Raw genomic sequence first — 14,255 nt, 5'->3', positions numbered from 1 at the left:
ACTATTCAGATTTTAAAGATTTTACAGGGTTAACTACAGCTGCTTTAATGCTTTGGTAGCTTACGGTCAAAATAGAAATTAGAATCGCGGAAACTGCTGCCAAAATGTAAATCCAAACAGGGATGTCTATTCTGTATGAAAAATCTTCCAGCCATTTATTCATGATAAACCAGCCTAATGGTAATGCTATGATAATGGCTATGCCTACCAGTTTTAAGAAATCCATCGTCAAACGGTAGCTTATTTGACCCACGCTGGCTCCCATTACTTTTCTTACACCTATTTCTTTGGTGCGTTTTTCGGCATTAAAAGCTGCTAAACCAAATAATCCCAGACAAGCAATCAACAAAGACAAAATGGTGAAAGTGAAGAAAATACCTCCAAGCCTTTGCTCCGACTCATAAGTGTTATTGAAAGAGTCGTCCATGAAATAATGGTTGAATGGCTGCCCGGGAGCTACGGCTTGCCATTTTTCTTCTATTTCGGCTATCGTTTTCTTAAAGTCACCAGGCTTTAGTTTGACTACTAATTTATTTGCATATCCTGGAGATATATTCATGCTGAGAGGGCCAATATTATCTTTGAAGGATTCATAATGGAAGTTTTTCACTACGCCAATGATAGTAGAATATTCAGGTGTTTCTTTGCCTATTCCATCAGATAGCCTTTTCCCGATGGCGTCCTCAGGGCTAAGTCCTAAAATAGCTAGAGCCGATTCATTTATGACTATTCCGCTGCTGTCTGTACTAAAAGATTTATCAAAGAACCTTCCGGCTACCATTTCTAGGTCTAATGTTTTGGCGTAATCATGGTCTACTCGCCAGCTTTGCATTTGCACCGAATTATTTTCTTCGCCGTTGCCTTCTAGTTCATATCCATTATCGCTTCTGTTAGATGGGGTAGGGAGAAAACTACTCAAAGTGGCAGCATCTACTAAGCTTAGATTTGTCACCTGTTCTTTGAAAGATTCTCTTGAATTACCGGCAGCATAAACATCATCAATGATGAGCATTTGCTCTTTTTGAAAACCAACGTCTTTGTTTTGGATGAATTTTAGTTGCTGAAAAACCACCAAAGTGCTGATAATTAGAAAAACTGAAATGGCAAACTGAAATACCACAAGGGAATTTCTAATATTTCCGCCGCCGAGGCTTTGCTGTCCACCACCTTTTAAGACTTTTACGGGTAAAAATCTTGATAGAAAAAAAGCAGGGTAACTACCAGAAAATAAGGCAAGGATTATAGTGGAACTTATAATGACAGCCCAGAATATAGGATTCACAAAAGGAATGCTCATGTCTTTGCCAGCCAAATCATTAAAGTAAGGCAAGGCTATAATAGCTACAACTACAGCCAATGCTAATGAGAGAAAGGAAATAAGCCCAGACTCGGTAAGAAACTGTACTACTAAGCTTATTTTGTTTGAGCCCAATGTCTTTCTAACGCCTACCTCTTTAGCTCTTTTTAAAGACTGAGCCGTGGATAAATTCATGAAATTTACACAAGCTAGTGTCAAAAGAAACAAGGCAATGAATGAAAGAATATAGATATTCTGTTTGTCAGAATTGGTGCTCATTTCTGCCACTCTGTTTGAGGCTAAATGCAAATCTGTAAGGGCTACGGTGCTGTATCTAATGTAATTTCCTTCGGCTTCAAACTGCTCACGATTTAGATTAGGCATAAATGTGGCAGCCCAAGGAATCATATATTTTTCAAATATGATTTGAAGAGGTTTCTGTAAATCAGCGGCGTTTACAGAAGGAATTAGTTTGATGAACGTATTGAAATTATTACTGCCCCATTCCTGACTTTTTGACTCCTCATAACCTTCCATGGCCATGAAAACACTGTAATTTCTTATAAAGGAGTTTTTAGGAAGGTCGGCTATTACGCCAGTTACTTTAAAGGTTTCTTCGTTATTGATAAGAATACTTTTACCTAAGGCGGAGCTACTTCCAAAGTGTTTTTTTGCGGCGGTTTCGCTTATGACTACTGTGTTTGGTTCTAAAAGTGCTGTTGCTTTATTTCCCTCTAAAAGGTCAAGACCAAAGAAGTCTAAGAAGTTAGCATCTGCATAGGTGCTTTGGTCTTCTTTTTGGTTTTCTATGGTTTCAGGTCTTCTTACCAGCATGCTTCCCCAAGTCCTGAAACGAGTGGATTCTTCTATCTGAGAAAAGTCCTTTTTAAGGGTGGCCGCCATAGGTGGTACGGCTACAGCAAATTCTTGAGCTTGTCCGCCAAATTTTATGTCAACATTTAGTCGGTGAATTCTGTCTGCGTCGGCAAACATATTATCAAAACTTAGTTCATCATAAATGTATAAACCAATGAGTAGCCCACCGGCCATTCCTATGGCTAGACCAAAGGTGTTTAAGAAAGTAAAGAAGGGTTGTTTCTTTAAGGTTCTCCAGGCGATTTTAAGGTTATTTTTTATCATGATTTGTCAGAGCTTTAATTTATGCCGATTACAATCATATTAAATTCATACACCATGCCAGTACATCAATGTGCCTTATAATGAATGGCTTATGGTATTGGCTTAAATGAAAAATGTCCGAAAGCGAACATTTGAGTTTGCTTTCGGACAAGTTATGAAGTAAAGAGTTTATAATGCTTTTCGTCTTTGGAATAAATAGAATTTATTCACTCTTTAAACTCTCTACAGGGTTGACTAAGGCAGCTTTAATGGCCTGATAGCTTACAGTAATTACGGTTATCAAAATTATTCCGATAAACGAGTATATGAAAATCGAGTATGCAAGGTCAGCTTTGTAGGCATAGCCGTCCAGCCATTTATTGATACCATACCAGCTTAGTGGAAATGCTATTATTGCTGCTACTAGTGTTAATTTGATAAAATCACTGGAAAGCATCAAAACTACTTTGATTACCGAGGCTCCTAGTACTTTTCTGATGCCAATTTCTTTCGCTCTTTGTTTGGCGTTAAACATGGCAAGACCAAATAATCCTAAGCATGAAATAAGAATGGCTAATCCTGCGAAATAGCGTGAAAGTTTGGCTACTCGTTGTTCTGAGGCATAGAGCTTTTGATAATTATCATCCATAAAGGAGTAATTGAACGGGTAGCCTCTGTTAAACTCATTGTAAAGGTCTTCTAGGTTTGCTATTGCCACCGCTTCTTTTCCTTTAACAATTTTAAAGACAAACTGTGAGGTACGTTCGGGTGAAAATCGAAAGAGCATGGGTCGGATAGTCTCATGAATGGAGTTTGCAAAAAAGTCTTTTGTGACTCCTACAATGGTTTTCTCTTCCCCCCACATGTTAATTTTCTTTCCTATCGGGTTCTCTATTCCCATGGCTTTAATGGCGGTCTCATTAAATATGAGATTTTCGTTTTCCGCTCCAAATTCACGAGAGAAGCTTCGCCCTTCTACCATTTCTATGTTTAGCGTTTCTATTAAGTCATAGTCTACGGTTTTAATTGCGTAAACCAGATTTACTTCAGGGTCGCGTCCCTGCCAGTCGAGTCCTGAGGTATTGGAGTTGTCGCCAGACTGAGCAATGGCTCCTTGGATTGATGAGGCATTTAAAATTTCAGGAAACTCTTTAGCTCTGTTTAAAAACGCTTCAGACTTTTCCATTAAAGGCCCATCTCGCTCTATGTAAAGTACGTTTTCTCTGTCATAACCTAAGTTCATGTTTTGAATAAACTGTACCTGATTATACACCGCCAGTACGGCTACAATTAAAAAAAGCGATATGGAGAATTGAAAAATAACCAACCCTTTTCTAGCCAAAACCTCACTAAAAGAGGATTTTACTTTACCTTTTAAAATGCCAATGGTCGTGATTCCTGAAAGATAAAAAGCAGGATAGTAACCTGAGATTATACCTGTAATGACAGCTCCAAGGATAAGATAAACAAAGGTGAGGAGGTCTATGTCAAGAGCAATAGATTTATCGGTAATTTCATTGAATTGTGGTAACAGAATCAAAACCAAAAACACAGCCACCACCAGAGCAAAGAGAACTGTCATGACAGATTCTGACAAAAACTGAAGTATTAAACCACTTCTGGATGAACCCACAGCTTTTTTTATGCCAATTTCTTTTTCTCTTTTTGAGGCGGTAGCTGTACTTAAATTCATAAAGTTGATACAGGCTATAGCCAGAATGAACAGACCAATGACGGAGAAGAGTTTAACATAGTTTATTCTTCCACCAGATTGTACACCGTTTTCATAGGTGCCATATAAATAAGCCTCGGAATAAGGTCTTACAAAAGCAGTAAAGCGGGTATCGTTACTATAAGTATGAACAAAATTTTTGATTTTGGCATTGAAAGCGTCAATATCAGTCCCTTCTTTTAACGTTAAAAAGGTGTTTGTGCCTTCGTTGTTCCATTCCTTGAAGTTTGGTACCATGTCAAAGAGAGTTCCTTTGGTTAGCACAAAATCAAACTGCATAGTGCTATTTTCCGGTACATCTTTCATGACACCAGTAACTTTTGCCAAAACACCCATGCCAAAAAATGTGCAATCGATAGTTTCGCCTAAAACATCAGAAGAACCAAAAATCTTTTGAGCAAGGCTTTCAGAGATTACCACGGATTCTTTTTGATTAAAAACTTGCGAAGCATTACCTTGAATAAGTGGATATGTGAATATTTCAAAGAAAGGTTTATCGGCAAAAATGGCTCCTGCCTTCACAATCTTATTTTGAGGCGTTTTTAGATTGAAATCATAGCCCTCATTTACTAATGAAAAGAAAGTAGTTGCCTTTTCTACTTCTGGGAGGTCTTTTGCCATGGTTTCTGCTAGCAAGCCCTGTGTGTCTGGATTTACAGAAATATCGCCATTGGCTTCCTGAACTTCCATTACTTGATAAAGCTGCGTATTGTTTTCATGAAACTTATCTACACTGAGTTCATCCTTGACCCATAAACCAATTAGAATAAAACAGGCCAAACCCGTGGAAAGCCCAATGATATTTATCGCAAAAGACCCTTTGCTTTTGAGGATATTCCTCCAACCAATTTTGATGTAATTTTTAAGCATGTTTTTTTATTCGTTTCGTAAACTATCAACAGGGTTTCTTAGGGAGGTTTTAAGAACCTGAAAACTAATTGTAAACAATGTAAGAGCTAAAGCTCCAATGGCCGTCAAGAAGAATACCCAGCCGCTGATTTCAATTCTGTAGGTATATTTTTGAAGCCATTCGTTCATGAAGTACCATGATATGGGAGCGGCAATCAAGCATGCAACTAGTACTAAAGCAAAGAATTCTTTAGACATAAGGTGTAAGAGACTGCTGACTGAGGCACCCAAAACTTTACGGATTCCTATTTCTTTGGTGCGTTGCTCTGCAACGAAACTAGACAAACTAAAAAGTCCGATAGCCGAAATAAATATACCAATGAAAGTGAAGAATAGGGAGAGCTTACTTAGCATAGCTTCGGTTTTATATTCATGTTTGAAAGCATCTTCTAAGAGGGTGTATTCAAAGGGATATTCAGCATTGTTTTTATTAAAAACTGCTTTTAACTGGGCAATTTGACTGCTGAGGTCATTGCTCTCGCTAATTTTTATGTAGTAATGCTCCCCAAGGTTTTGCGAGTACATTAATACCATTGGTTGAATCTTTGACTGTAGATTATCATTATGGAAGTCGTCCAGAACACCAATGATTCTACCCTCTCCATTCCACATTTTTAGTTTCTGCCCAATGGCATTTTCTAGGGTATAGCTCATGGCTTTCATTGCCTTGGAATTAATAATATAATTAGAAGAATCTGTGCTGCTACTAAAGTTTCTCCCAGCTAACATTTCCATTTCCATGGTCGGAATAAATGCGTCGTCGCATCTTAATATTTTAAAAATTAAAGAAGAGCCATTAGGTTTTCCATTCCATTCTGGGTCTGTGGAGGTTATGGGAACAGTAAATACACTACTTCCAGCAAAAGCCATGTTTTTTACGAAGGGCAATTGCTTTATTTCATTTTGTAAACTCGCGTAATTATTAAGAATTCCATCGTTTTGGTCAACTACCAGAATGTTACTCTTATTAAAACCAAGGTTCTTCTTATTGATAAAGTCCATTTGCTTGTAAACCAATATACTACCAATCACCAGTAGAATTGCTGTGGCAAATTGACCTATGACTAAAAATTTACGTAGTCCGGCACCTTTAAAGTTATTTGAAATATCATCCTTAAAGGCCTTTATAGGTTTCATGTTTGAAAGTAAAAATGCAGGATATCCACCAGCTAAAACTCCTGTTAAAATGGTCAATAGCACTAAGGCTGCTAACATAAATGGATTGGTGGGCCAAAGTGAAATTGATTTCTCGGTAACTTCTTGAAATAGAGGCATGGATAGATAGAGTAGAAATAAGGCAGCTCCCATAGCTATGAATGAAGTTAATAATGCCTCCGTCATAAACTGAAATACTAAGTTTGACTTCGGTGCACCAATAGACTTTCGGACACCAACTTCCTTCATTCTAATAGTAGATTTTGCAATCGATATATTTATGAAATTTATACAAGCCATGGCTAGAATAAAGAAAGCGATAACTCCAAAAAGAATGATTTGCCATATCTTTCCGCCTGCATTTTTACCGTTTTCAAAATCACTATATAGTCTTAATTTAGAATATTGAAAAATGAATGGTGTGGTGGTGCAGTTGCTACAGTTCTTTTTGATAAGACCTGCTAGCTTTAAGTTTACCTGCTCAGGTGACATTTTAGGCTTTAAAAGTACTAGGGTAGTGATAGCCCCACTCTGCCAATTTTGAGTCCATGGATTTTCCTTTAGAAAAAGTTCTATTGGCAATATATAATCAAATCGTAAAGAGGAATTTTTGGGGGTATCTTCAAAAACACTACTTACCTGTAGCGTGTATTTTTGAGCTATTTGGAGTGTTTTACCTATTGGGTCGTCATTTTTAAATAGCTTTTTTGAAAGACTCTTTGATATTGAAATGGAATTCAACCCATGTAGCGGCTTTGCTTTACTTCCATCAGTAATACTGAAGTCCAAGATTTTAAAAAGGTAAGAATCAGCATAAAGTCCGTTTTCAACATAGCTGTTATTGCCATGCTTGATTAGCATGTCAGACCCAAAACTATGATGAGATACCTGTTCTACTTCAGGTATTTCGTTTTTTATTACATCTTTTAATTTAGACGGTGTAACTGGATAAGTTTCGATTTTTCCGTTTTCGTAGGTATTATTTGTAAGAACTTTAAAAATTCTATCAGAGTGCTGGTGGTATTTGTCAAAAGATATTTCATCCCAAATCCACAAACTGATTAGCATGGTAACGGTCATGCCGACAGCTAGGCCACTAATATTAATAATGGAATAGACTCTATTTCTAACTAAGGTTCTCCAAGCTATTTTGATGTGATTTTTGAGCATGATTTTTTGTAGAATTTGCTGTAAAAAGAGATTTAATCTACTTATCTGGCTCTACGAATACTCGTATCACCTAATGAAAGCCCTTTGCTTATTTTTGGGTTTCCTGAATAGGTAACATCGGCATCGCCCAGCGTTTTTATTTTTAAGAGCTCATTTACATGGATATCGAAACTAGCATCACCAAATATTACCAGTTTAGTGACATCATTATCTACATTCATCGTGTTCACATCGCAATCACCAAAAACGGTATAATCGTGATTGTTAATGTTTCCTGATTTTATTCGGAGGGTATGGTCACCGTATATGTTTGTTTCCATAAAATCTATATCCACCTCATTCATAGTGACTTCTGAGTCGCCATAGATATTTATTTCAAAGTCCCGAGCCACAAGTTTATTTTCAAAAAGAACATCTTGGTCTCCTTTTAAAACTACCTCTTCCAAATCTCTATAGGTTACCACTAGATAAGCTTTGGTGCCATTATGCTTATAATTCTTATCAAGGTTCCGGCCTTCAATGGAGAGCTTTAGGCTATTGTTTTCTACTTTTATCTGAATTTTATCCTCATCTATAAAGCTTCTTTTTATGTTGACAGATTCTTCTGAACCATGAACAAAGACAACCTCAATGTCAGGGTTGACCACTACCTTGTCAAAATGATTGACATGTACTTTTTGAGCGTTTGAGGCGGTAGCCGCAAATAGAACGACTAGACCTAAGGCGAATATTTTTAATATGTTTTTCATAAATGTTATTTGTTTAAGGCTTTTAAATTTCAATTTATTAGTTCAAGTAATTCCTCTTCCTGTCAATGACAGCGAAACTTAGAGCTACTCACTCTTTAAACTTTTTACAGGATTTACCACTGCGGCTTTTATACTTTGATAACTCACTGTGCTTATTGTTATAATTAAGGCTCCCAAACCAGTGACCGCGAATGTCCACCAGGCTATGCTGGTTTTATAATCAAAACCTTCAAGCCAAGAATTCATGAAATAGGCAGCTACTGGAGCCGCAATCAACATTGATATTATAACTAAGATAATGAAGTCTTTGGAGAGCATAGCCCAGAGGTTGGTCACAGTGGCTCCTAGTACTTTTCTCACACCAATTTCCTTGGAACGCTGCATGGCCATGAAACTGGCAAGACCAAACAAACCTAAAAAGCTTATAAGAATGGCGAGTGTAGCAAAAATATTGATGAGTTTGCTTAACCTTTCCAAACCGCTAAATTTGGTTGCGTAAGCTTCATCCACAAATTCATAGCTAAACGCGTTTTCTGGGTCAAATTTGGCAAAGACACTTTCAATTCCTGCAATAGATTCTGTGATACTTTTTGTGCCAGATAGTTTAAGGTTGACAAAGCGGTTTTGACGATTGTCAAGAAAGTAAAACATAGGCTGTGCTTGGTCATACGGAGAGCCAATTATCATGTTATCTACCACACCAATTACCTTGAAAGGGTCTACATCCCACCTGGTCATGGTGCCTACAGCTCCTTTTTCAAAAAGCTCTGCGGCAGCTTGATTTACGATGAAAGATTTACCTACATCGTCAAACTCATCTGAAAAGTCACGCCCATCTATCACATTCCAGTTTATAGTGGCACCATAATCTTTTGAAACACCAAAAAATGGAACTTCAAGGCTCTGAGATTTATCTCTGCCGTCCCAGTCTATCCCCGTGGTGGTACTTCCCATGCCAATAGGCGGGTCAGAAGATTGAGACATCTCCTCTACTAATCCTTTAGACTTTAGCTCGTTTTTAATAGCCTCAAAACTTTGATGAGCTTCATCGGAAATTCTTGAAAAAATAAGGTTGTTTTGGTTATAACCTAAAGGCCTTTCTTTAGCAAAGTTTATTTGCTGGAAAACTACCAAAGTACCAATTATCAAAGCGATACTTACCGTAAACTGTACTACTACAAGTGCTTTCCTTGGTAAACTTGCCATCTTTCCTGCTTTAAAAGTACCCTTAAGAACCTTGACAGGCTTAAAAGAAGATAAATATAGTGCAGGGTAGCTTCCAGAAAGTAAGCCAACAAAAAGTGTGAAACCAATCAGAATAGACCAGAAAATTGGATTTAACCAGTCAATTTGAATTTTCTTACCAGCAATTTCATTAAAACTTGGAAGCAGTAAGAAAACCAGAGCTATGGATATTATCAGTGCCAAAGTGGTGGTTAGAACAGACTCGCTCAAGTATTGAAAAATGAGCTGATTCTTCTTAGAACCTATGGCTTTTCTGATGCCCACTTCTTTCGCTTTTCGTTCTGACTGAGCGGTGCTCAAATTCATGAAGTTTATGCAGGCTAAAAACAAAACGAACAAACCTACAATACCAAATAACCAAACATATTCAATCCTTCCTCCAGCATTTATTCCATTTTCGAATTTTTCGTATAAATGCCACTTGCTCATTGGGAATAGAAATACTTCAGGTTTTTGAAGTGCGAGCCTTGCGTTTAAATTGCGTAGTCTGGTGTCTTTTATTTTGGCTGAAACGGTTTCTAAATCTGCGTTTTTTGCTAAAAGACCATAAGTAAATGCGAAGTTTGGTCGCCATGGGTCTTCCATGTTATTTAGCCATTCAGCTTCTCTAATTTCGAAGAGTTTCCAAGGCATTACATAAGCTACGCTTTTGAAAGTGGAGTTTTCAGGAAAGTCTTTGTATACGGCCGTGACTTTGACGTTATACTTATCGTCAATACTTATGACCTTGTCGATTGGGCTAGCTTCGCCAAAAAATGATTTAGCCACACGCTCAGAAAGCATGATGGAGTAGGGCTCGATTAATGCGGATTTTGTTCCTTCTATAAAATCAAAAGTTAGGATGTCGGTTATTTCTTCTTCAAAGAACTTTCCTTCGTGAAAAGCTTTTTTATCTCCTAGTTTTAAGACTTCATAACTACCATTTGACTGAGAAAGGTGCTCAAAATCGGAACCGTATAATTTTCTTATTTCTGTGGCCATTGGGTATGGATTCCAGGCCTGCGTTTTTTTGTCTCCGTTGCGTTGCATGTGCTGCATCACCTGTACTATCCTATCTTTCTTTTGATGCGTGTTATCAAAGGAAAGCTCGTCATAAACCCACAAACCAATCAGGATAGCCACGGTCATTCCCATGGCAAGTCCGCCAATATTTATGGCAGAGAATCCTTTGTTTTTGAGGAGGTTTCTCCAAGCGATTTTGAGGTAGTTCTTTAGCATAGTCTGATTCGAATTTATGAGACTTGATTTCTTAGTCATTTGAATCCATAGACCATGCCATTACTTTTAGTGTGCTTATAGTTAGTCGTTTATGTTCTATAGCAGAATGTTAAAATGTCCGAAAGCGAACATTTAGCGTTACTTTCGGACATGGTTGAAACATGTTACTTGGTATTTTATGAGCTTCGCTTACCGCCGTATCTTATCTATTTAAACAAAGCTCAGAAAAAACAAGGTACTATGTATTGCAATGTAATATGTAAAGTAGTATGTTTGTGCGAAGATTATAAAAAGCTAATTCAAAAAATTATGAAAAAAGTACTTGTACTATTATTACTATCTATTACTTCCTTCGCTCAAAATACGCCAGATTTAAAAGGGTTAATCCTAGAAAAGGACAGCCTTTTTTGGAAGGGTTATAACACCTGTGATTACAGTTTGATGGAACAGTTTTTAGCTACTGATGTGGAGTTTTATCATGACAAGGGCGGCCTAATGTTGGGCTCAGAGCCCGTTATAGAAGCAACTCGCAAAAATATTTGTGGTGATGTCAATAATAAGATAACACGTCAAGCTATAATCGAAAGTATTGAAGTTTACCCACTGGAAAATAATGGGGAGCTATATGGGGCTGTAATGCGGGGAGAGCATTATTTTTATCAAAATGGTCGTCGAACTGGTTCAGCAAAATTTAATCATTTATGGCTTTTAGAAGAAAATGCCTGGCTCATGCACCGCATACTTAGTTTTGACCATCAGGCTTCATATGAAAATTCCGACCAAGAAAAAATTAGGCTAACGGAGAATGAATTAAGCCAATTTGTAGGAAGTTATAAGTCGCAAAACTTTGGGGTTGTAAATGTTGAGCAAAGCGGAGCGAACCTCCTAATAAAATCGGTTTCCATGGTTCTTGAAGTAAGTCCAAAAACGGAAAATATTTTTTTCGTAAAAGACCGTGATTTAGAGTTTCAATTTGTGAAAGGAGTCCGTATTGATGTTATTGAAAAAGGAGCCAAGGTAGATGAAGTAATTTTTATCAAACCCTAATTATTTTCTAAATGAATTTTAAACTGTTCGTATTTATATCGAATGATTCGGTGCATTAGGTTTACTGATAAAGCCTTATATAATCTACCTCATATTTTATGGTCTTGGCTATTAACCATTGTTGATACCATTGACAAAGATAAAACGGTCCCGGTTTGTCCGTATGGTAATGCATTGCTCATGAAATTGGATTTCGCTGTTTTCCATTTCTACCGTTTATCAAAAGTTTATTGAGACTCATAATTTTTAGACCTAATTTACTTTAATGAAGGTGAAAAAGGATAGTTATTTCAAAACGATGTTTGCTTATATTGATTCAATCAACACTTTGCCCGAAAGTGACAAACAGATTATAAGAGAGTCTTTTGAGCCCTGTTTCATGAAAAAAGATAGTTTTATTTCCAGTGCTGGTAAGGTGCCTTTATACCATAATTTTATAGTTAGCGGCTATGTTAGAAATTATCATATCAATGATAAAGGAGAGGAAGTCACTACTGATTTAAATGATAGTGCTAGGTATTTTACCTCTTATAATCATTTTATGAACCGAACTGTTAGCCATGAAAATATTTGTTGTATAACAGATTGTGAAATCTTGCGGATTGAAAGAAATATGGTGGACGTTACGGCGGAAATAGGCCATACCCAAAAAGATTTCACGATGAAAATTCTCCAAAAAATATTAGCGGAAGAAAAAGAAAGAATGACAGATATGGCTACGCTTACTGCCGATGAGCGTTACTTAAAACTCATGAAAGAGAAACCCAATATTGTTCAAAATGTACCTTTGAAATACATTGCTTCTTATCTCGGAATCAAAGCAGAAAGCCTTAGCCGAATTCGCCGCGACGTATTACTTAACAAATGTTAAGTAGTTTGTAGATACATGAAAATAGCTTTGTTCTAAATTAGAAAAGCTATTTAAATGAAACAATCAAAGAGTTTAACTTATTACAATATCTCCAGGCAGTTCTGGTTTTTAATTATTTTCATAGGCCAGGCCATTTTTACCTACTATATACTTTTTCTTTATGGGAAGAACGGAATAGAAGGAAACTTTGAAAAGTGGAATACCGCAACTCCCCACGGATATGTTTCAAATGATATCTTGGGAAATATATTTTTTGGAATTCATGTAGCATTGGCCGCCATTATTACCATAGGTGGGCCACTTCAATTGATTCCTGCGATTAGAAAAAATCTAAAGAAATTTCATAGAATCAATGGCCGAGTCTATCTTTTATCGGCTGTAATCATCAGTTTGTCTGGCCTCTATCTTACATGGGTTCGTGGTTCCGTTGGAGGGCTTGTCGGCTCTATAGCCATTAGTTGCAATGCCGTGGCAATCTTAGTTTCAGCCTTCTGTACTGTTAAATATGCTTTAGCAAAGAACTTTTTACTTCACCAAAAATGGGCAGTTCATTTATTTTTAGCTGTAAGCGGTGTGTTTTTCTTTAGAATCTGTCTGATGTTTTGGTTGGGAGTAAATCAAGCTCCTGTCGGTTTTAACCCTAAAACTTTTCAAGGCCCTACCTTGAATGTGCTTTATGTTTTGGTTTACATTTTACCTGTTTTCATTTCTGAGCTTTTTCATCGGGCACTGAAACTTAAAAAACCGAAATCACTGATAGGAATGAGCCTCTTTCTTGTCATTACCGGATTGGCGTTGGCTTTTGGAGTATTTGTGGCAACTAAGGGCATGTGGTTGCCGAGGCTTTAGTTAATACCAGCTCACTGGTAAACTCGCACATAATCTACCTCATATTTTATGGTCTTGGTTTCTTGTCTTGGTGCTCCGCCATTATTGCCACCAATGGCCAGGTTTAAAAGAAGATAGTGAGGTTGTTTGAAGGGGTTAAAACCATCTGGGTTTAAAGTTTCCGAGAGTTTAACTTCATTTATTAATTCATCGTCTAAGAAAATCTTGATGTGGTTTTCTGTCCAGTCCATTCTCCAAATGTGGAATTTGTTTATCCAGTCGGGGTCTTGTTCTAAAAAGTGTGTCAATGGGATTTTTCGTTCATCCCATTTAGCTCTATAGGCCTGATTTGTACCCCAAGCTATATTGCCTAAAATAGTGGCTTGATTATTTACTCGGTATAACTCCATGATGTCAATTTCGCCATTTGATGGCCATGGTTTTTTAATACCTAAAGTCCAGATGGCTGGCCAAGATCCCAGTGTGCTATCTAATTTGGCTCTAATGAGGAAGGTTCCGTATTGAAACTCACGTTTGCCTTTGCTATGTATACTGGAGGATGTAAAGTTGATTTCTGGTCTGCTTGTTTTCCAGTCATTACTGCTTTTTCGGTAAGTTGGATTTACTTTTTTGACCCTTTTTGCAGTAATATTTAATACGCCCTTATCCATTTTGGCATTGTCCTCTTGATACCATTGCAATTCATTATTCCTTTTAAAACCATTTTCATGACTCCAGTTTTCAGGATCTGGTTTTCCTTGCTTGTTGAATTCGTCATGCCAGACGAGTTTCTTGCCGTTATAAGAATCTGGAACATTCTCTTGAGCTACAGACACATAGGAAAGAAGTAAGAATAAAAACAATTTGATTTTCATGATTGAGGGTTTTTCACCTCCAATTTAGATACAATTTTAA

General features: G+C 37.1%; 9 protein-coding genes. 3 read left to right on the top strand and 6 right to left on the bottom strand.

Features of this window, described 5'->3' with window-relative positions:
- Position 1: 1 nt before the first annotated feature.
- The 5 genes from AADJ06_RS17560 to AADJ06_RS17540 all read right to left on the bottom strand — a co-directional run bounded on the left by AADJ06_RS17560 (position 2) and on the right by AADJ06_RS17540 (position 10,594).
- Positions 2 to 2,437, bottom strand: coding sequence for an ABC transporter permease (locus tag AADJ06_RS17560; RefSeq protein WP_341227793.1), 2,436 nt, complete (start codon positions 2,435 to 2,437; stop codon positions 2 to 4).
- Between the two features lie 202 nt (positions 2,438 to 2,639).
- On the bottom strand, positions 2,640 to 5,018 hold the full coding sequence (locus AADJ06_RS17555; RefSeq protein WP_341227792.1) for an ABC transporter permease: 2,379 nt from the start codon (positions 5,016 to 5,018) through the stop codon (positions 2,640 to 2,642).
- Between the two features lie 6 nt (positions 5,019 to 5,024).
- The gene (locus AADJ06_RS17550) at positions 5,025 to 7,382 is read right to left on the bottom strand and encodes an ABC transporter permease (RefSeq protein ID WP_341227791.1); all 2,358 of its coding nucleotides are present in this window, start codon (positions 7,380 to 7,382) and stop codon (positions 5,025 to 5,027) included.
- A 41-nt stretch (positions 7,383 to 7,423) separates the two neighbouring features.
- Entirely contained in the window at positions 7,424 to 8,131 is a 708-nt protein-coding gene (locus tag AADJ06_RS17545) for a DUF2807 domain-containing protein (protein ID WP_341227790.1), read from the bottom strand.
- Between the two features lie 84 nt (positions 8,132 to 8,215).
- Entirely contained in the window at positions 8,216 to 10,594 is a 2,379-nt protein-coding gene (locus AADJ06_RS17540; protein ID WP_341227789.1) for an ABC transporter permease, read from the bottom strand.
- 309 nt (positions 10,595 to 10,903) lie between these two features.
- Between AADJ06_RS17540 and AADJ06_RS17535 the strand changes: the two genes are divergently transcribed.
- From AADJ06_RS17535 to AADJ06_RS17525, 3 genes are all read left to right on the top strand, one after another.
- Positions 10,904 to 11,641, top strand: a complete 738-nt coding sequence (locus AADJ06_RS17535) for a nuclear transport factor 2 family protein (protein WP_341227788.1) — start codon at positions 10,904 to 10,906, stop codon at positions 11,639 to 11,641.
- Positions 11,642 to 11,906: 265 nt separating this feature from the next.
- Positions 11,907 to 12,512 carry a Crp/Fnr family transcriptional regulator gene (locus AADJ06_RS17530; RefSeq protein ID WP_341227787.1) on the top strand — a complete coding sequence of 202 codons (606 nt, stop codon included), beginning with the start codon at positions 11,907 to 11,909 and terminating at the stop codon, positions 12,510 to 12,512.
- Positions 12,513 to 12,566: 54 nt separating this feature from the next.
- Positions 12,567 to 13,361, top strand: coding sequence for a DUF2306 domain-containing protein (locus AADJ06_RS17525; RefSeq protein WP_341227786.1), 795 nt, complete (start codon positions 12,567 to 12,569; stop codon positions 13,359 to 13,361).
- Positions 13,362 to 13,372: 11 nt separating this feature from the next.
- Here AADJ06_RS17525 and AADJ06_RS17520 read toward each other — a convergent pair whose 3' ends face one another.
- Positions 13,373 to 14,215 carry a glycoside hydrolase family 16 protein gene (locus AADJ06_RS17520; protein WP_341227785.1) on the bottom strand — a complete coding sequence of 281 codons (843 nt, stop codon included), beginning with the start codon at positions 14,213 to 14,215 and terminating at the stop codon, positions 13,373 to 13,375.
- Positions 14,216 to 14,255: the final 40 nt, after the last annotated feature.

The sequence above is a fragment of the uncultured Arcticibacterium sp. genome (assembly GCF_964021845.1).
Classification (GTDB): domain Bacteria; phylum Bacteroidota; class Bacteroidia; order Cytophagales; family Spirosomataceae; genus Arcticibacterium.
Note: the sequence above shows the minus strand (reverse complement) of the source record. Positions and strands in the feature narration are given on the sequence as shown.